This window comes from Sphaerochaeta sp., assembly GCF_050256055.1.
Classification (GTDB): Bacteria; Spirochaetota; Spirochaetia; order Sphaerochaetales; family Sphaerochaetaceae; genus Sphaerochaeta.
Window position 1 is genome coordinate 19,823 of sequence record NZ_JBFWIJ010000031.1, and the last position, 18,758, is coordinate 38,580.

The window sequence follows — 18,758 nt, forward strand, 5'->3', positions numbered from 1 at the left end:
GCATAGATACCAGAAAGACCTCTGGTTCGAAAACTTTGCGGAAGTCAGGGATGTCTCAGATCTCTCAGTCATTCCTGAAAGAACAACGAAACCAAACGGGACGTTCCCAAGAAGGTGTTGATGCAAGTGCAATCTGATGTATTGGATCAGACAGAGCGTTGGCTGGAACAGAAAAATTTATGGCGGGAATTCCCATTCCAGCACCCCAGAAAAAGGACATCAGCATTCGAAGCACTGATAGTATTGAACCCCTAGCACGTCTTATTCGAAATGAGTGGGATCAAGGCCAGCAGACGATTGCATACCTTACCGCTGTTCTGGAAGAACATGGATTCATTGTAATCATGAGCAAACTCCCCACAGTGGGCGGTTGTGATGGCATGCAAGCAATAGTATAGGAAACACCGATTTTTGTTTGTCCTCACCTTGTAACCGGTGACCGACAGCGATTCACGCTTGCCCATGAACTAGGGCACTTTTACCTTTCCGGGAAACTGGATGCATCGATGGATGAAAAAAAGTCTTGCCTTCGATTCGCGCAGGCATTTCTCCTTCCTTCAGAATTGTATTCAAGGAACTAGGATACAAACGGAACACGTTGGAATTGGGAGAACTCTACCAAATGAAACATCGGTATGGGATAAGCATACAAGCATGCCTGCGCCGTACTTTCGACTGTCATATCATAACAGATTCGACATACAAACAGCTGTGCATGTATTTTCCCAAACAGGAATGGAGGAAAGAAGAACCAGAGGAACCCTATCCTGCAGAAACGACTGAACGTTTCACCCAATTGGTCTTTCATTCTCTTGGAGAAGGATTCATTACAGAAGCAAAAGTTGCTGAGTGTAAGCGTACCAAGATTCCATGTTACTCTGATGAAGGGAACCACCGATGCAATTGCTCATGAGTGATTCAAATATTTTTATTGATCTGGAGGCAGGGCGGTTATTAGCTTCCTTTTCATATTGCAGTACCTGATATATTCCAGGATTTGTAATCTTTTGAATTGCATCCTTGCAATTCAGTTCTGGGGAGTAGTCCCTGAGCGGTGCGTAGGAAAAGGAACGAGAAAACCATGGGAAAACAAGGATTTGACATGATATAAATTTATGTTATATTTATATCAAATGAACCGTAACCAGATACCCTCCAAAGCACAGCAGGTACGAACCCGGATCAACACCATGAAAGAAGGAACCATTTTCTTTTCTGATGTATTTGAAGACATAGAACAAACAGCCCTGCATATTATTTTATCAAGATTGGTTCATCAAAACTTCATCATTCGTTTAGGACCCGGTATCTATCTGCTCCCACGCTTTTCAAAGCTCTTGGGATCCTATGCATCTCCTTCACTTGAAGAAATTGCGAAAGCAATATCTGCGAAGGAAAAATCAAGAATCATTCCTTCGGGATCGTATGCGATGTACAAATTGGGTTTCACCACGCAAGTACCCACAGCTGCAGTCTTCCTTACAGACGGCTCTCCGAGGAGACTTGTACTGGAAGATGGCAGAGCAATCGTGTTCAAACGTACTACGGCAAAAAATCTATCATTTCAGAATCCTACCATGCAATTGCTTGTTTCAAGCCTCAAAGAAATCGGTATCGACAAAATAACAGAGGAACACCGACTGATCATCCAGAATGTAGTAGGGGAAATACAGGAAGAAGAGATGAAAAGAGATGCAATGCTCGCACCTTATTGGATCAGAACGATGCTGTTTCAGGCAAAGGAAACAATACATGCTGCTCACTGATCTTTCAAAACAAGACAAAATCGATATATTCAATGAAGTGGGGAAGCAAAAACAGATTAGCAGCCAAGCGGTAGAGAAGGATTGGTGGGTCTGTACTGTTCTTGAGGTCCTATTTTCCTCTCCATATGGGCAAAACATTGTCTTCAAGGGAGGAACTTCCTTGAGTAAAGCCTGGAAATTAATCTCGAGATTTTCTGAGGATATCGATATTGCTGTCAATAGGGAGTTCTTGGGATTCAGGGGCCAATTGTCGAAGAACCAGATACATAATCGGCTGCGACGTGCTTCATAGAGGAAGGGCTGAAGGCACAGGGAATTCAGGAAGGAATATTTTCTGTTTTTGTTGAAGAAACTCCTATCACAACCACTGATCCAGAGAAGATATATGTCACCTATGATTCAGTCTTTGAAGAGAACCCGAGTAGCTACATAAAACCAAGAGTAATCATTGAAGCCGGTGCACGAAGCATTTCAGATCCCTATGCTGAGTGCAATATCCAATCGTTCATCACAGAAATTTTCCCGGATAGAAGCTTCTCCACGGCCCCTTTCCCTGTAAGAATTGTCCCTGCTGAAAGGACTTTCCTCGAGAAAGCCTTTTTGCTTCATGAAGAATTTCATAAACCGACACCTGAAATACGGATAAATAGAATGAGTCGCCATCTCTATGACCTTGAGAAAATGATGGACACTCCAATTGCCGAGAATGCATTACAAGACAGAAACCTTTATGATGCTATTATCGCCCATAGGAAAAAGTTCATCGGTTTGAAAGACTTTGACTATACCACCCTCGCTCCAGAATATATTGATTTTGTTCCTCCTCCACTCATTTCCAATGATTGGAAAAGGGATTATCTTTCGATGAGAGAAAACATTCTCTATGGTGCATCCCTGGATTATGAGACCTTGGTTGAACGGATTGTTTTATTGAATACACGATTCAAGCGAATACCGAACAGCAACAATGCAGAGAGACAGGCATCTTCTGTTTGACACCTCTCACAAATAAGACTTTGGGAAGTGATCCTGGAACCTGGCCGGCAACCTATGAGACAGGACGAAGGATTGCTCTCTTCGCTCCCCTGCCCTGTTGTCAGGCAGGCTTTCTCAGAATCCAAACTTCCCGTTCCGAAAGATCCTCTGGGTCCTATCCCGGTCTCTCGGTTTGTTGGCCTTATTCAACCATCCGGATATGAAGAAAGCATGCAGAAGGTGTGAAAAACAGGTTAATTGAGACTATATTGAGGGTTGGCTGAAAACTCTTTATACTCTGAGCCTGATATGCCTCAAAGGAGCTTGCTTGCGTAACCTCAGAACTGAAGTGGTGACCCTGTATGTGGTCATAGCCGTCCTGTTTCTCGGATCATCCCTCGTCGATTCCTATTTCGACTACAATGCGTTTCGTCGGAATGGGGAATTGTTGAAGAATTACGAGACGATCAACCAGGCAATCGTAGCATACAACCAAAGCAGTACCGCATTCAGACTCTTCAACCGCAATAAGAACAAAATCTTCTATACCGACTACACGCAGAAATACCAGGAAGTCACAACCTTGCTCTCCGGCCTTTCCCAAGCCTTCAAGGAAAGCGAACAAACCATTCTCTACTACCGCATCTCAACCCAGATGCTTGAGGAACGCAACACCTTGATCGACGCCTATGTCAATCTGCAGTCACCCACCGGTTCCCTCTCCAAGGATTATGAATGGATCACCCTCATGGGAAACTACGTCAATGGGTTTCTCAATGACTTGCTTTCCGCCTATCTGGACCAGATCAACAAACGCAATTCTCAAGTGCTCCACCAATTCAATACCTTCAAAACTGCGGCAAATGTCCTGAAAATCGGGTTTTTGTTCATCCTTGCCATTGGCCTGGAATTGATGGTACGCAGAAGCAGACAGAAAATGAAGGAAGCAAGCCATGTCATGCAGGAAATCAGCAAGCGGAACTTTTCCGTGGAGGACATCGGTACGACCGTCTACACGGATATCAACGAATTCATCGTAACCACCAATACGATGAAACACGAGATCCATACCTTGATCGAACAAATCGAGGCGTTCTCCCAACAGAAGATCGAGCACGAACAACAGAAAAGGCTGTTGGCAGAAAGCCGGTTCAAGGAATTGCAGCTGCAAATCAACCCGCACTTCCTGTTCAACACCCTGAGCATGATCATCCGCCATATCCAGTCTGATGACAAACAGACCAGCATCCGCCTGGTCAAGGAAACATCCCTTTTACTACGCAACAGCCTGAGGAACACCATGACCATCAGTCTGGATGAGGAACTAGAGCTGCTGCGTTCCTACATCTTCATCCAACAAATGCTCCTCGGCCAGAGAATTTCCATCATCCTGGATATCAGACGCGCCTATGGCTCGACAATCGTGTATGTCCCGCCCTTGGTGATCCAACCCATCGTCGAGAATGCTGTGCTCCACGGCCTCAAGGATGTCCGTGAAGGGGGCTTGATCGAAATCCAGGTGGAGGAAAAACAAGACTATTTCGCAGTCACCGTCTCTGACAACGGCAAAGGCATGGATGATGATGAGCTGAACCAGGCTTTGTTGGAGCGAGAAGGCCATGTAGGGCTTTCTTCAGTCCATCAACGGCTGATGTTGCTGTACCAACGCGAGCAGGTCATGGCCCTGGAAAGCGAACCGGGCAACGGAACGCGGGTGCACCTGCGATTGTACAAGGAGGTGGCGCTATCTACACCCTGATGCTGGCAGACGACAATCATGTCGAACGTGCATACCTTTCCCGATTTCTCACCACCTACTTCGCCCATGACTTCACCTTGGTCGGGGAAGCAAGGGATGGGCGCGAAGTGCTGGAACTCTCCCAAGAGTCCATGGCCGATCTCTACCTGCTGGACATCCAGATGCCCAAGCTCACCGGACTGGAGGTCGCCGAACACCTCAAACGAAGAAACAGCGAGGTAGCCATCCTGTTCATCACCAGCTATGCAGATTTCGCCTATGTGCGCAAGGCACTGCAACTCGGCGTCATCGACTACCTGCTCAAGCCCTACGATGATGCGGAACTGCAGCAAACCATCCAAGCTATCCTTTCCAAACTTGACAAGCACTTCGTCCTCCCTTCCAAGGAAGTCGATACCGACCAAGTGGAACGATCATTGCTGCAAACCCGGTTTCTGCTCAGCAAAATCCTGTTTGACCAGGAAATGTGGCACAGTCTCGACCAACTACTCACCCATCAGCGAGCCCGGCTGCAAGCATGCAAAGCCGTCATTTTGTATCCCTGCCCGAACAACCAGAACAACGCGCAATTGACCTCTGTGTTGAAAGGGATATTCTGCAAACGGGAGCTGCATGCCCTGCTGTTGTTCAGAAAGGAGGAGATCATCCTTTTTCTGTTCGGCGACCGTGTGCGGGATTTCCAGGACCTCGAATCGAGCATCCAGCGTTCCCGGACCTTTTTCCAGGACGAGGAAGGCAACAGCGTATTCTGCGCAGTCAGTTCATTTGCAAGTGATGAACACTCCCTGCTTTCCCTCTACACTGAGGCATCCTCCTTCCTCCTGCAATTTGCGCCGCCTTCCTTGGTACAACACTACCAGGCCCATCTTACGGAGCAAGGTGAACGCCATGCCCTGGAAAAACGGATGACCCACGCGCTGCTTACGCGAAAGCAGCACGAATTCGCCCAGTTGCTCGCCGAATACCTGGACCATGATGCCCAGATGGATACGCTTACCTATCTTCTCTACCTGTTCACCCGGTCGGTGGGGGAAATTTTGGGGCGGACGGAAGAGGAACATAACCAGTATTTCTTGCAAGCATATGAGAAGCTCTCCCAACGTTCCAAGGGAGAAGCCGCACTTCCGTTCCTGCTGGACATTGCCCAAAGCATTGCCAAGGATTTGGGGGAAGGGGGTTCCTACCACAATGTCCATCTGGTCCGTAATGCCATCCGGATCATTACCAAAGGATGCAGGAACAAGATCACGTTGCAGGATATCGCTGATGAACTTGAGGTCAGTTACAGTCATCTGAGCAAGTGCTTCAAACAAGTGACCGGCACCTCGTTCAATGCCTTTCTGCTGGAAACCCGCATGCAGGAAGCGGTGAAGCTTTTGGAAACCACCAATTTGAGCATCGCCGAAGTCGGCAAGCAGGTCGGTATCGACGATCCGTATTATTTCAGCAAGAGCTTCAAAAAATTCGCAAAGATGAGCCCGCGTGAATTCGTTGCCATGCATACGATTTCTCGTTCCAATTCATGACAAATTTTTACAAATCGTGACAGGAAAATCCATTTCCCTCTGCAAAAAGGGAGCGTAGACTACGTAAAAATTTGTGGAGGACACATATGAAAAAAGTGTTGCTTATGCTTATGGCTCTCTTGGTTGCAGGAAGCATGCTGTTTGCCCAGGGTGGGAAGGAAGAATCTGCTTCAAACGGAGGCAGCAAGCCTCAGATCGTATTGCGCTATGGTGATGTGAATCCGCTGGGGCACGTATTGCTCGATTCCGCCCAGTACTTCGCCCAGCAGGTTTCCGAAATGAGCAATGGAAGAATCAAGATTGAGATTTATCCTTCCGGTCAGCTCGGTGACGACAACGAGGTCTACCAGGCCATGCAGATGGGCGCCGTCGACCTCTACCGTGGAAACGCTTCCTCGATGAGCGACTTCGGAAAAATGCAGGTGACCGCGCTTGCCCTCCCCTACATTTTCCGTGACCGCGATCATTTCTGGTCGGTATGTTCAGGTGATCTGGGCAAGGAAATCCTTGCAGACATCCAGGCTTCCGGTTCCCGGATGGTCGGTCTGTTCTATATGGACGAAGGGGCGCGCAACTTCTTCACCACCGATGCTCCGGTAACCAAGCTTGCCGACCTGAAGAACCTGAAGATCCGTGTCCAGAACAGCCAGTTGATGCTCGACACCGTATCGGCATTGGGTGCCAACCCGACCCCGATCGACTATGCCGAACTGTACACTGCACTGCAGACCGGAGTGGTCGATGGTGCTGAGAACCCGCCGGCCAGCTACTTCTCCAACAAGTTCTACGAAGTGGCTCCCTACTATGTGCTCGACGGCCACACCTATTCCCCGTCCGTCGTCCTGATGAGCGAGATCGTATGGAATCGCTTGAGCAGCGAAGACCAGCAGATCCTGGTAAAAGCAGGACAGTTGACCGAGGAATTCAACCGCAAAGCGATTGAAGCCGCGGACCAGAAGGCCTATGACAATCTGCGCAAGGCCGGTGTTCAGATTACCACCCTCTCCGATCCCGAGAAGTGGTCTGACTGCATGGCTCCTGTCTATGCAAAGCATGGCAGCGCCTATATCGAGACAATCAACAAAGTCAAAGCCGTCAAATAACGACTTGCTCTGTGCAAGGAGAACGTCCGGGGCCGTATGGTCCTCGGACGTTTCGTTCGGTTCACAAGGGGAACATCATGAAAAAATTCCTGGAACTATTCTTTCACTCTGTAGAAGTGGTCTGCAAGCTCCTCATGATCGTCCAAGTTATTGCGGTATCCATCGTGGTCATTGGGAGACAAGTCTTCAGCAAAACTCCAGCTTGGGGCGAGGAACTGACGTTGTTTGCGTTGGTCTGGGTATCGATGCTTGGCTCAATGCTGCTGCTGAAAAATGACGGACATATCGCGGTAACCGCGTTTGACCAATGGCTTCCCAAAAAGGTTATTCGTGCTTTGGACTTGCTATCCTATCTCTTTCTCATGTTCTTTGCCGTCATGATGGTGTTCTATGGCTTCAAATTGATGGAACTGACCAGCAGGAACGTCATGAGTGCCTTGCAGATCAAGTCCAGCTATCTCTATGCTGCGGTGCCGGTCTCCTCGGTGGGTATGATCCTCGTGTTGCTTGAGAAGATCTACCTGCTTCTGACGCACAAAGATGCAACAATCGAATAAGTGAGGGGTACTGGAATATGGTTAACTTGACAACGGCGACCATTCTGCTCATCGGCAGTTTTCTGGTCTTTATTTTCCTTCGGTTCCCCATCGCCTATTCCTTGGGGATATCATCCATCCTTACGGTCATCTATCTGGGTATGCCGGTTGAAATCGTTGCCCAGAATATGGTTCGGGGCATCAACGCATTCTCGTTGATGGCGGTTCCCTTCTTCATCATCGCCGGGGACCTGATGTCCAGCGGCGGCATAGCCAGCCGATTGGTCAAACTTGCCGATGCGTTGGTGGGTTGGATGCGCGGAGGCCTGGCCATCGTAAACATCGTCGCATCGATGTTCTTCGGAGGCATCTCCGGTTCCTCAGCCGCCGATACGGCGTCCTTGGGGCCGATCCTCATCCCGATGATGAACCAACAAGGGTATGACAACGAATTTTCCACCGGCATCACCTGTTCCAGCTCGGTACAGGGCATGCTCATCCCCCCAAGCCACAATATGGTCATCTTTGCCATGGTGGCGGGAAGTGTATCAGTCGGAGCCTTGTTTCTCGCAGGTTTCGTTCCGGGCATGCTGCTCGGCATCGCCTTGATCATCTACAGTCTGGTTGTCAGTAAGAAACGCAACTACCCGAAAGGCGACCGATTCAACCTCAGGAAAGCCTGGAATGCATTCAAGGAAGCGGTATTCGGGCTCATCACTGTGTTGATCGTTGTCGTTGGTGTGGTCAGTGGCTTCTTCACGGCGACGGAGGCAGCTGGGCTTTCGGTACTCTGGGCGTTCTTTGTGACATTCTTCATTTATAAGGAAATTCCGCTCAAAGAATTCTGGACCATCCTCGGACGGTCGCTGAGAACCGTGGCAATGGTCATGATCATCATCGGCACCTCAGCAGCCTTCGGCTGGCTGCTCGCCTACCTGAAGGTCCCCGAGATGGTCGCCGGGGGAATCCTCGGGCTGACGCACAACCGGTTTGCCGTTCTGTTGATCATCAACCTCATCCTGCTCGTGTTCGGCATGCTGATGGATATGGCTGCGATCATCACGATCACCACCCCTATCCTGCTTCCCATCGCGATGCAGGTCGGTATGGATCCGGTACACTATGGCGCCATGATGATCCTCAACCTGGGCATCGGGGTACTGACCCCTCCGGTAGGAACCACACTCTTTATCGGTTCAGCCATCTCGGGTTTGAAAATCGAGAAGCTGGCAAAGAGCATGCTGCCCATCTATGCCGTGATGGTCGTCACCCTTTTATTGATCACCTTCATCCCACAAATCACCATGACGCTTCCATCCTTGATGATGTAGTCTTCGACAAACACTACGATGATAGGAAAGAAGCTGCCGTCCTTTTGGGATGGCAGCTTCTTCTCTCTCTTACGATATACCGATTGCAGAATTTCTTATGTAATCGGGGCCGGGTTGAAGTAGCACAGGAAATTGTTCAGACCGTACTGCTCGGCAAACGGCTTGGCACCGCTTGCCACATCAAGAATCAGATTGAACAAACGTTCGCCCACCTGCTCCACGGTTTCCTCACCGGTGGCGACGGAGCCTGCATCCACATCAATCAAATCCTGCCACATCGCTTTCATGGCGTTGCGGGAGGATACTTTGATCACCGGGGCTGCAGCAAGTCCATACGGCGTTCCCCGCCCGGTCATGAACACCTGGAGAGTAATACCGCTGGCAAGTTGGGAAGGACCGCATACAATGTCGCTTGCCGGGGTTGCTGCGAAGATCAAGCCGTGTTTGGTCGGAAGCTCTCCGGGGCCAAGCACCTCGCAAATATTCGCATGACCGCTCTTGACGATCGAACCCATCGCTTTTTCCACAATGTTGGAAAGTCCGCCCTTCTTGTTGCCCGGGGTCGGGTTGGCGCTTCGGTCAACACTCCCCTTTGCAAGGTACTCGTCATACCAACCGATCTCACCAATCAATTTCTGGACGGCCGCTTCGGTTTCACACCGCTTCGCAAGCAGATGCACCCCGTCACGGACCTCAGTCACTTCGCTGAACATCACCGTAGAGCCGCCGCTCACCAACAGGTCGCTGGCATAGCCGGCACTCGGGTTGGCGGTAATGCCGCTGAACGCATCGCTGCCGCCGCACTGCATCCCGATGCACAGCTTGCTGAGCGGCAAGGAAGTCCTGTGCCGTGCGTTGAGCATCGCCAACTTTTTCTCAGCCATCTCCAACAAAGCGGACATCATCGCCTCAAAGCCAGGATACTCCTGCAGGATGATGACGTTCTCCTTGGTGTTCTCTTCCTCACTGAGCAGCTTGTCCACCGTCAGTTTCTCGCACCCAAGACCCACAACCATGATCTGACCGCCGAAATTGGGATTCTTGATGGTATTCTTGATCGAACGGATGGGAATCACGGCATCGGGGGCGTTGATTGCCACCCCACAACCGTAGGCATGGTTGATCGCAACCACCCCGTCGACATTGGGGTATTTGGGAAGCAACTCGGCGTTGATACGCTTCACCAACTGGTCCACCACACCACTGACACACTGTACCGTCGTCGTGATGGCAAGGTAATTGCGGGTTCCCGCATATCCGCCATCGGGATTGGCAAACCCTTCAAAGGTGGTACGCTTGGGAACCGGCAGAACCACAGGGTCCGGTTTGCTGTAACTCAGCGACTGCAGGGAAGGCTGCAACGGAAGCTCAAGTGACGTCTCATTGATCCACATGCCCCGCTTCACATCCCCAAGCAGATACCCCAGGACAACCCCATACCGAACCACGGCATCACCGGTGTGCATATCCGTGAGTGCCACCTTGTGCCCTTGGGGAATATCGGAAAGAAGGGTCAGACCGTCGATCAGCTCACCCTGCTTCCCCGCCTCGGTGACGATGGCCACGGTATCCCTTGGATCTATTTGGATCAAACGTGCCTTCATGCCTTTTTCCCTTGTCGATTCTTTTTCTTGCTCTTCCATTCATCATAGAAGGCATAGACCAGAGAGACGAGAATCAAAATCCAGATGACATTGCCGATCGGACGGGAGAAGAATACGGAGAGGTCCCCTCCGGCTCCCTTCACCGAATCGACGAAGTATTTCTCCAAATCCCTGCCGAGAATGAACCCGATGAGGAACGACGGTATGGAGAATCCGAACTTGGCCAACACGAATCCGACCAATCCGAAGAAAAGCATGGCCCAGACATCAAACATATTGCCGTTCTGGGTGGCATAGCTGCCTACCGTACAAAGCAGGATGATCACCGGATAGATTCTTGTCTTGGGAAAGTTGATGACCTTTACGATATGCTTGATCGGATAGAACATGGTGACGAACATCAGGATGTTGGAAATCCCCAAGGCAACCAGGATGGTCTTCCACAATTCAGGATTGTTGGTGATGAACAACGGCCCCACCTGGATTCCCTGGAGCATGAACGCCCCGATCAATACGGCGGTGGTGCTGTCGCCGGGAATACCCAGGGAAAGCAACGGAATCAAGGCGCCACCGGTAAGACCGTTGTTCGCCCCTTCACTGGCCACCAAGCCGTCAACAATACCGGTTCCGAATTTCTCCGGATGTTTGCTCATGCTCTTTGCCTGGGAATATGACAGCAGGGAAGCGGCGGACCCCCCTACACCGGGCAAAACGCCGACGAAGGTACCGATGATGCCCGAGCGGAAAAGATTGAATATCTGCCCCTTGAAATCCTTGAAGGAGAAGGTTCGGGTCTCATGGTTCAGATCCATCTTTTGATGTTCTTCCTTCATGCCGGTCTCCGCTTCCTGGAAGATCTGCACCAAGGCGAACAGTCCGATCAAGACCGGCAGCAACTGGAATCCCATGCGAAGGTCGACCTTGAAGAGCCCGGGGACCATACGCATTTTGTTGTTGTCGGCGAATTGGCCGATCAAAGCGATCAAAACACCCAAAAATCCTGCAAAAATCCCCTTGATCATAGCACCCTTGCTCAAGGCGGCAATGATGGTCAAAGCAAATACGATGATCAGAAATTTCTCAATCGCAGAGAAGTTGATGGCGACTCGGGCAAGCGGGGGGGTGAAGAACCACAAGCACAAAAGACTGATCATCCCTCCGATCAGACTGGCCGTAATCCCGACGCGAAGCGCACGAAGCCCTTCGCCCCGTTTGGCCATCGGATATCCATCGAACCCGGTACAGATGGAGGAAGGGGTCCCGGGGATATTGATCAGGATGGCAGGGATCAAGCCGCCTGAAATACCGCCGACATACAGCCCGAGCAGCAAAAACAAGCTGGTCGTCAAATCATAGGCATAGGTAAGCGGGAGGAAAATGGCAATGGCCATGGTGGCGGTCATACCGGGAAGGGCACCAAAGATGATGCCGATCACCACACCGGCGAAAGCCATGAAAATCTGCATAATTCCAAAACTGAATACTTCCATTGCGTCTCTCCTTCCTTAGGGCAGCGTAATCTTGAAGACTTTGCCGAACAAAAACCAAATAAGGGTCGAGGAAACGACCGATATGATCAGGGAGATCAGCAACGACCTGAAATCAGGATTCGACCAAAATTTCTTGGTCTTGAACGCCACAGGAATCGAAGCGAGCTGGGCGACACCGACAAACAATACATTGAACAGAAAAATAAAGATGATTGAGGCAGGAAGAAACCCAAGCAAATCCATGGACGGGAAATACAGCACCAGCAGCAGCAAGGTGCCCGGAAGGCGTACCTTATCCCAGTTGGCCACCAGAAAATGGTAATTCTTGAAATTGAAGAAGGGCTTGCCCTGCTTCTTGCACTTGAGTGCACGCTGAATCAACATCACCACAGCCAAAAACGCCAGAATTCCCATGATGATGGGAGGGAAGAGCCAATGGGAGGTGGATGGTTTGTAATTTACATGTAGCATAGGTTTCTCCTCATAGGGTGGCTGCAGACCCGAGAGCCTGCAGCCATCTTACCACGATACAATTCGGAATGTTACAGAACCAGATCATCCAAGGAAGGAGCCTTGTCGATCAAGCCCTGCAGGCTGTCGCGCTTGGCATAGATGAAATCCTTGCTCTGGGCGGAAGTCAGGTACTTGCCCGGGCGGTAGGTCATCTTTCCAAGGTCTGCAATCAAACCAGGATCGGCATTGACCTGCTTCATAGCGGCATCCAACTCAGAAACGAGAGCTGCGGGGAAATTCTTCGGCAGGTAGATGAGGAAATCCTTGGAGAAACGGAATTCCTTGCCATTGAGGGTGATGCCCTGGTCAGCATAGCTGGTGGCACTCACTCCGTCGATGTTGTCGAGCAGGCCGACATACTTCATGGCGAGTTTCTTGTCATCGGTCTGGGTGTACTGCAGCAAGCTGGTGTAGTCGGCAAAGATGATGTCGGCGTTGCCGTCCCAGAGCATCTGCAGCTTGTCACCGGTGGAACCACCGATCACGACCTTCACCCGATTGGCGATGTCCTGTCCGAAGGTGTCGACGACCCACTGGTAGTAGACAGCGAATGCAACCTGGGATACACCACCAGCTTCACAAGCCATGCGGACGATGGCATTCGGATTGGCTTTCAGGTAATTGGGAACATCAGCAAGATCCTTGTAGGGAGCATCAGCCTTGGCGCCCCATGCAGAACCGGGGTTCTGGGCAATGCGGGGACCGACGGTCATGTTCTCGAGGCTGTACATCTTGTCATAGGCTCCGAAGGAGATGCCAAGATACGTCATGTCGTGGAACATCATGATGGTGCTTCCATCGGGTTTGGAGGTCTGCATGGCGTCCAGGGCTTTTGCAGCACCGACAGCATCGACCTTCAGGTTTGCGCCCAAAGCCTTGCCGAGGTAGCGGCTGACCGTCTCGGCGATCAAATAGGAGTCACCACTGGTTGAGGTGGATCCGATCACAACACGAACATTCTGACCCTTGAACGTGGGAGCAGCAGCTGTTTCGGCAGTACCGTTTGCAAACACCATGCTTCCAACAAGCAAGAGGGAAAGAGAGAGAATCAACAGTTTCTTCATATACTGTTCTCCTTCTGAATCTATACACCCAAGGGGTGCCGATATACATGCAACCTGCAGGCAGGTACATATCCTGATGGTCACGACCGCAGCCAACAAGCTTGGCCGTCATGCCGAACGCCCTGCATCCAGAATACAGGCACACTTCGGTATATGTAGCGTACGCTCGGTTTTTGCATCTGTCAACGAAAAATTACATTTTTTCAAAAATCTTTTGATTTTTTATAATGAATTTCATGATTTATCAATTAATAGATGAAATTAATCTACCAAATCATCATTTTTTCGTATAGCTGGCATATTGTTTGACCTATGCGAATATATATTTATTTAATATATAGTTATCAACTATATTCTCATTCATCCAATCCCAGTCAAGCCAACTTTCTCATACAGAGTTCACAAATTCCGTACCAAAAAAAGACAAATCCCTATAATTTTATTTGATTTTTCAAGAGTTAAAACAAATCAGAGGACCATACCCCAGAACGGGATGGAAATCAGGGAAAGCATCGTACTGACAATAACCAGCTTCGAAGCATAGGAGGTATCCCTGCCATACTTGGAAGCCAGGATCACCGTCGAGGAGCCTCCGGGCATCGCAGCAAGAATGACCGCCACCCCGGTCACCACCCGATCGATGCCGAAGAAGCGGCAACCGACCAGGGAAATGAGGGGAATCAGGACCAACCGGAGCAAGGAGAATATGAGTAGACGTCCGTCCAATCGCAATTGATCCTTATGCATCTCGGCGAACAGGGACCCGATGAGCATCATCGACAAGGCGGTGGTGCTTCCCCCCAACGAAGAGAGGGTCATGGTCACAAAAGAAGGCAGGCGAAGCTGGGTGATCATCAAAAACAACCCGATGTAGACGGCGATCATGCACGGATGGAGGATGACCTTCCTCGCCGCTTCCTTTCGGTTTGCACCAGCTGGACTGAAGATGGAAAGCCCGGCGGTCCACATGACCACCCGCTGGGGAATCAGATAGATGGAGGCATACATGAGGCCGGAAGAACCGAAAAGCTCGCCTGCTATCGGGAGCCCCATGAACCCGGCATTGGACACCAGCAACCCATAGCGGAGTACACTCTGCTTCCCCGTCTCAGTCTTGCGAAATGAGAAGCGGGAAAGCAAAAAGCAAACCACCTGGATTGCCATCGATACAAAGAAAATTACGGAAAGGGCGACAAACAAGGACCCATCAAGATCCATCCGGAAGGAGAGAACGATACTGCACGGCAAGGTGACATAGAGCACCAAGTCGGTGAGCATCCCTTTGGTCGTCTCGTTGAACAGCCCTACCTTACGCAGCAGTGCTCCCACCGCAAGCAAGGCGAAAAGCTGTCCCTGCAGATTCCAAAGGCTGACCAAATCCATACAAATCCCCTAGCGGACCAGGGCAGGACGCTTCGGATCGAACTTCCAACCGGGAATCAGGAACTGCATCCCGATCGAGTCATCGCGAGCCCCCAGGCAATTCTCCTCATATACCTTGTTGGCCTTGAGGATCTGCTGACGGTCGACCTCGATGCCCAGACCCGGCTTGTCGGAGATGGCGATATGCCCGTCCTCGATCTTGGGAGGATTGACGGTAAGCCGCTCGATACCCTCCTGCCAGATCCAATGGGTGTCGATGGCCGTCGGATTGCCCGGAACGGCAGCGCCTACATGGGCGATCATGGCCAAGGAGATGTCGAAGTGGTTGTTGGAGTGCGAACCCCAGGTAAGCCCGAACTCATCACAGAGCTGACCGACCCTGACCGCACCGTTCATCGTCCAGAAGTGGCAGTCGGCAAGCGGAATGTCGACACTCTGCAACTGCAGGGAATGGCCGAATTCACGCCAATCGGTGGCGATCATATTGGTTGCGGTGGGAAGCCCGGTTGCGCGACGGAACTCGCTCAGCACTTCGCGTCCACTGTACCCCTTCTCCGCCCCACAGGGATCCTCACAATAGGTGAGAATACCGTGCATGTCCTTGCAAAGGGAAATGGCTTCCTTCAGGGACCATCCCCCATTGGGGTCAAGGGTCATCCGGGCATCGGGATAGGCTTTCTTCAAGGCCTTGATCACCTCGATCTCCGCCTTTCCTTCCAATACCCCGCCTTTGAGCTTGAAGTCCTTGAATCCATACAGGTCCTGACTTGCGCGGGCCAGTTCCACCACATGCTCCGCATCCAAGGCCTCTTCATGCCGGACACGGTACCAGTCGATGGAATTCTGTTGGTCGGCATAGTAGGGCAGGTTGGTCTTCTTGCGGTCACCGATGAAGAAAAGGTAACCCAGTACCTTCACCCGGTCCCTGACCATACCATCGCCGAGCAGGGAAGCGACCGGCACTTCGAGATACTGCCCCATCAAATCCAGGAGGGGTGCCTCGATGGCCGTCATCACATGGATGCCGGTCCGCAGGTCGAAGGTCTGCAGCCCCCGTACATCGTGCTCATCATGGCCCAACGCCGTCTTGACCTTCAGCAGCGTCTGCTTGTATTCACTGAGTTTCGACCCTTCGACGAGGCTCTTCATCTGATCCAAGGCGTTGGTGATCTTCTGTCCGCCGGGAACTTCGCCGACACCGGTGTTGCCTTGACTGTCAGTCAAGATGACGATATTCCGGGTAAAATAGGGGGCGTGGGCACCGCTGAGATTCAGCAGCATACTGTCCTTGCCCGCTACGGGATAGACTTCCATCTTCTGGATGTACGGTATCATAGGGAATCCTCCTGCATAGGGATATATACGTAGTACTTCCTCTCAAGGCTATAACGGTTTTCTTTGATTGTCAATTTATATTATATTATTTATAATGAGTATTATACTTTTTATAAAGGTATTTGAATGATTGCCAAAAAACACGAAAAAGGTATCCTTTTCTATGATAAAGTATCTCTCTATACTATGAGAAATAAAAAATCATCCCCATCTTTTTCTTTGCTTTTTCCAACGCGATATGCAATACTATAACAACATTATATAAATGAGCATCTCTTTCAAATGCTCGCCGAGGAGCCCCCATGTCGACCGATACCGATAAATACAACATCAAGGCAGTAGCACGTTGTTTCCAGATCATGGACTTTGCGTCTGAGCAAAGCGGTCCTATTTCCATCCAAGATGTCTGTAGCGCTCTCGACACCAACAGCAATATGGCTTTCCGCCTTCTGGCAAGCCTGCAAAGCTCCGGCTACATGACCAAAGACCCTTACACCGGCTTGTATGCTCTCTCGCTGAAAACACTCAAGCTCAGTCGTAGTGCGTTGCAATCCCAGGAGATCCGCAAGGTGACCATGCCGTACCTGGAACTGCTGTGGAACCAGTTTCCCAAGGCCAACGTCAATATGGCGGTGTTCTATAATGGAGAGGTGTTGATGCTCGACCGCATCGACACCCAGAGTACGCCCCGCACCTACTTCACCCCCGGTCGCCAGCTCCCCTTCCACTGCTCCGCGCTGGGAAAGGTACTGACCTGCGAATTGCCTGAACAGGATATTGACACCCTGATCAAGGAAAAAGGACTGAACAAGTATACGGAAAAGACCATCACCGAAGCGAAAGCCCTGAAGGAAGAGCTGGCGAAGGTCAAGCGTGAGGGAGTCGCCCGCGACCGCAATGAATTCATCGACGGAGACAACTGCTCGGCGGTTCCGGTACGCGGCCGTGATGGAAAGATCATTGCCGGTATCAGTGTGAGCGCATTGGTCTCCAACATGTCGGTGGACGAGATAGAGGGGGCCATCCCCCGGCTCAAGGACACCGCCTCACGAATTTCCTACATGATGGGTTTCACCACGACAACCGTGATGTAGGAGAGGCCGTCTGTACTCCTTTCCGTACACGCGTATTTCTTTGTACCAAACGTGCGAACTCGCTGAGTCCTACTTTTGCAGATCTCCGTTTGCGTTCTGCTGCTTCAACAACCAGAAAGGATGAAGATCATCCGCCTTGCATCCTTGCAGGAAAGAAAAGAGCCACGCTTACCCCAATGACCAAGGCTGCCCTTTCGGACAGCCTCGGCTTTTTTTTGAGAGGTTTTTACAGGAAGGATGAATCAGTCGACAACGGCAAAGCCGCCGTCAAGCAGCTTGCGCCTCAGGTTGTCCCGCTGCGACGGCGGGGACGGCAGGTTCGGCAGAAACGGCTTTCCCACCTCCATCCCCACCAGGTTCGCCAGGTCCTTCGTCGCCACCGGGAAGCTCGACTTGTCCATCGCCAGGCGGATCGGGTTCAGCTTCCACTGCGCCTCCAGCGACCCCCTCAGGTCCCCCGCCTCGTACTTCTCGTAGATCGAGCACACCAGCTTCGGCGCGTAGTTCGCCGTGGAGCACACCGCACCCACGGCCCCCACGCACAGCCCCGCGTAGATCAGCGTGTCCTTGCCGCACATCACCCTGAAGCCCACGTCCGCGTTGCGCCTTATGAACTCCATCGTCTGCGTCAGGTCCCCGCTCGAGTCCTTCATCCCCACCAGGTTCGGCACCGTGTGCGCAAGCTCCTCCACCAGGTCCTGGCTCATCGCGTACCCGCACCGGCCCGGGTTGTTGTACAGCAGCACCGCCGTCTGCGGCACGCTCGCCGCGATCGCACGGATGTGCCCGCCCAGCTCCTCGTCCGTCGGCCTGATGAACATCGGCTGCAGCACCGAGATGCCTTGCACCCCAAGGCGCACGCCCATCTGTGCGAGCCTGATGCACTTGCTCGTGCGGATCGCCCCCACGCCCATGTACACCGGCACCCGCCCGCCCGCCTGCTCGAGGATGACCGAGAGCGCAGCCTCCATCTCATCCTCCTCCATCATGTAGAACTCGCCGTTGGACCCGAAGGCAAGGATGCCCGAGCACCCCCCGTCGACGACGAAGTCCACCAGCTTTCTCAGCCCGGCCTCGTCCAGCCCCTCGCCCTCCGTCACCGGCGTCACGATCGGCGGGATGATCCCCTTGATGAACGATGTATCCATACTCACTTCCCGATCCTCGTGCCGCTGACCTTCTCGTAGTACCGCGCCAGCGCACTGTGGTCGTCCCCGCCGAACCCGTCGGCGTGCAGCGTCTCCATCATCTCCCGCGCCAGCGCCGTCAGCGGCAGCGG

General features: G+C 51.5%; 17 protein-coding genes. 10 read left to right on the forward strand and 7 right to left on the reverse strand.

The genetic code is table 11. From position 1 onward, the window contains the following. Positions 1 to 407 precede the first annotated feature (407 nt). The 9 genes from AB7C91_RS11640 to AB7C91_RS11680 all read left to right on the forward strand — a co-directional run bounded on the left by AB7C91_RS11640 (position 408) and on the right by AB7C91_RS11680 (position 8,996). A complete protein-coding gene (locus AB7C91_RS11640) occupies positions 408 to 581 on the forward strand; it encodes an ImmA/IrrE family metallo-endopeptidase (RefSeq protein ID WP_428591667.1) in 174 nt (57 codons plus the stop codon). Positions 582 to 1,133: 552 nt separating this feature from the next. Beyond that, positions 1,134 to 1,766, forward strand: a complete 633-nt coding sequence (locus AB7C91_RS11645; RefSeq protein WP_428591646.1) for a DUF6088 family protein — start codon at positions 1,134 to 1,136, stop codon at positions 1,764 to 1,766. Beyond that, on the forward strand, positions 1,753 to 2,058 hold the full coding sequence (locus tag AB7C91_RS11650; RefSeq protein WP_428591649.1) for a nucleotidyl transferase AbiEii/AbiGii toxin family protein: 306 nt from the start codon (positions 1,753 to 1,755) through the stop codon (positions 2,056 to 2,058). The genes AB7C91_RS11645 and AB7C91_RS11650 overlap by 14 nt, the downstream gene beginning before the upstream one ends. Positions 2,059 to 2,123: 65 nt before the next feature. Then, positions 2,124 to 2,762, forward strand: coding sequence for a nucleotidyl transferase AbiEii/AbiGii toxin family protein (locus tag AB7C91_RS11655; protein ID WP_428591670.1), 639 nt, complete (start codon positions 2,124 to 2,126; stop codon positions 2,760 to 2,762). Positions 2,763 to 3,069: 307 nt separating this feature from the next. Then, positions 3,070 to 4,500, forward strand: a complete 1,431-nt coding sequence (locus AB7C91_RS11660; protein WP_428591652.1) for a sensor histidine kinase — start codon at positions 3,070 to 3,072, stop codon at positions 4,498 to 4,500. Further along, positions 4,500 to 6,026 carry a response regulator gene (locus AB7C91_RS11665; RefSeq protein WP_332447248.1) on the forward strand — a complete coding sequence of 509 codons (1,527 nt, stop codon included), beginning with the start codon at positions 4,500 to 4,502 and terminating at the stop codon, positions 6,024 to 6,026. Before AB7C91_RS11660 ends, AB7C91_RS11665 begins: the two co-directional genes overlap by 1 nt. Before the next feature lie 86 nt (positions 6,027 to 6,112). Next, a complete protein-coding gene (locus AB7C91_RS11670) occupies positions 6,113 to 7,129 on the forward strand; it encodes a TRAP transporter substrate-binding protein (RefSeq protein ID WP_332447249.1) in 1,017 nt (338 codons plus the stop codon). A gap of 77 nt (positions 7,130 to 7,206) precedes the next feature. Then, positions 7,207 to 7,686, forward strand: a complete 480-nt coding sequence (locus AB7C91_RS11675) for a TRAP transporter small permease (protein WP_332447250.1) — start codon at positions 7,207 to 7,209, stop codon at positions 7,684 to 7,686. Positions 7,687 to 7,703: 17 nt separating this feature from the next. After that, positions 7,704 to 8,996, forward strand: a complete 1,293-nt coding sequence (locus tag AB7C91_RS11680; protein WP_332447251.1) for a TRAP transporter large permease — start codon at positions 7,704 to 7,706, stop codon at positions 8,994 to 8,996. Between the two features lie 95 nt (positions 8,997 to 9,091). Here the strand turns inward: AB7C91_RS11680 and AB7C91_RS11685 are convergent, their stop codons facing one another. The 6 genes from AB7C91_RS11685 to AB7C91_RS11710 all read right to left on the reverse strand — a co-directional run bounded on the left by AB7C91_RS11685 (position 9,092) and on the right by AB7C91_RS11710 (position 16,385). Further along, positions 9,092 to 10,600 carry a UxaA family hydrolase gene (locus AB7C91_RS11685; protein WP_332447252.1) on the reverse strand — a complete coding sequence of 503 codons (1,509 nt, stop codon included), beginning with the start codon at positions 10,598 to 10,600 and terminating at the stop codon, positions 9,092 to 9,094. Beyond that, positions 10,597 to 12,090 carry a tripartite tricarboxylate transporter permease gene (locus AB7C91_RS11690; RefSeq protein ID WP_332447253.1) on the reverse strand — a complete coding sequence of 498 codons (1,494 nt, stop codon included), beginning with the start codon at positions 12,088 to 12,090 and terminating at the stop codon, positions 10,597 to 10,599. The genes AB7C91_RS11685 and AB7C91_RS11690 overlap by 4 nt, the downstream gene beginning before the upstream one ends. Positions 12,091 to 12,105: 15 nt before the next feature. Then, positions 12,106 to 12,561 carry a tripartite tricarboxylate transporter TctB family protein gene (locus AB7C91_RS11695; RefSeq protein WP_428591659.1) on the reverse strand — a complete coding sequence of 152 codons (456 nt, stop codon included), beginning with the start codon at positions 12,559 to 12,561 and terminating at the stop codon, positions 12,106 to 12,108. 71 nt (positions 12,562 to 12,632) lie between these two features. Then, the gene (locus AB7C91_RS11700) at positions 12,633 to 13,667 is read right to left on the reverse strand and encodes a hypothetical protein (protein ID WP_332447255.1); all 1,035 of its coding nucleotides are present in this window, start codon (positions 13,665 to 13,667) and stop codon (positions 12,633 to 12,635) included. Between the two features lie 468 nt (positions 13,668 to 14,135). Beyond that, complete coding sequence (locus tag AB7C91_RS11705) at positions 14,136 to 15,050, reverse strand: AEC family transporter (protein ID WP_428591662.1); 915 nt, start codon at positions 15,048 to 15,050, stop codon at positions 14,136 to 14,138. Between the two features lie 9 nt (positions 15,051 to 15,059). Continuing rightward, positions 15,060 to 16,385: an enolase C-terminal domain-like protein gene (locus AB7C91_RS11710; RefSeq protein WP_332447257.1), complete on the reverse strand. Its 1,326-nt coding sequence runs from the start codon at positions 16,383 to 16,385 to the stop codon at positions 15,060 to 15,062. A gap of 302 nt (positions 16,386 to 16,687) precedes the next feature. Between AB7C91_RS11710 and AB7C91_RS11715 the strand changes: the two genes are divergently transcribed. After that, a complete protein-coding gene (locus tag AB7C91_RS11715; protein ID WP_332447258.1) occupies positions 16,688 to 17,479 on the forward strand; it encodes an IclR family transcriptional regulator in 792 nt (263 codons plus the stop codon). Positions 17,480 to 17,721: 242 nt separating this feature from the next. On the opposite strand, the gene AB7C91_RS11720 is transcribed toward AB7C91_RS11715, so the two are convergent. Then, positions 17,722 to 18,627, reverse strand: a complete 906-nt coding sequence (locus AB7C91_RS11720) for a dihydrodipicolinate synthase family protein (RefSeq protein ID WP_332447259.1) — start codon at positions 18,625 to 18,627, stop codon at positions 17,722 to 17,724. Between the last annotated feature and the right edge of the window lie 131 nt (positions 18,628 to 18,758).

Bases quoted from the DNA above. Each gene is read 5' to 3' on its own strand.
- AB7C91_RS11645 (WP_428591646.1), top strand. From the start codon at position 1,134: ATGAACCGTAACCAGATACCCTCCAAAGCACAGCAGGTACGAACCCGG.
- AB7C91_RS11650 (WP_428591649.1), top strand. From the start codon at position 1,753: ATGCTGCTCACTGATCTTTCAAAACAAGACAAAATCGATATATTCAAT.
- AB7C91_RS11665 (WP_332447248.1), top strand. From the start codon at position 4,500: ATGCTGGCAGACGACAATCATGTCGAACGTGCATACCTTTCCCGATTT.
- AB7C91_RS11670 (WP_332447249.1), top strand. From the start codon at position 6,113: ATGAAAAAAGTGTTGCTTATGCTTATGGCTCTCTTGGTTGCAGGAAGC.
- AB7C91_RS11675 (WP_332447250.1), top strand. From the start codon at position 7,207: ATGAAAAAATTCCTGGAACTATTCTTTCACTCTGTAGAAGTGGTCTGC.
- AB7C91_RS11680 (WP_332447251.1), top strand. From the start codon at position 7,704: ATGGTTAACTTGACAACGGCGACCATTCTGCTCATCGGCAGTTTTCTG.
- AB7C91_RS11685 (WP_332447252.1), bottom strand. From the start codon at position 10,600: ATGAAGGCACGTTTGATCCAAATAGATCCAAGGGATACCGTGGCCATC.
- AB7C91_RS11690 (WP_332447253.1), bottom strand. From the start codon at position 12,090: ATGGAAGTATTCAGTTTTGGAATTATGCAGATTTTCATGGCTTTCGCC.
- AB7C91_RS11695 (WP_428591659.1), bottom strand. From the start codon at position 12,561: ATGCTACATGTAAATTACAAACCATCCACCTCCCATTGGCTCTTCCCT.
- AB7C91_RS11700 (WP_332447255.1), bottom strand. From the start codon at position 13,667: ATGAAGAAACTGTTGATTCTCTCTCTTTCCCTCTTGCTTGTTGGAAGC.
- AB7C91_RS11705 (WP_428591662.1), bottom strand. From the start codon at position 15,050: ATGGATTTGGTCAGCCTTTGGAATCTGCAGGGACAGCTTTTCGCCTTG.
- AB7C91_RS11710 (WP_332447257.1), bottom strand. From the start codon at position 16,385: ATGATACCGTACATCCAGAAGATGGAAGTCTATCCCGTAGCGGGCAAG.
- AB7C91_RS11715 (WP_332447258.1), top strand. From the start codon at position 16,688: ATGTCGACCGATACCGATAAATACAACATCAAGGCAGTAGCACGTTGT.
- AB7C91_RS11720 (WP_332447259.1), bottom strand. From the start codon at position 18,627: ATGGATACATCGTTCATCAAGGGGATCATCCCGCCGATCGTGACGCCG.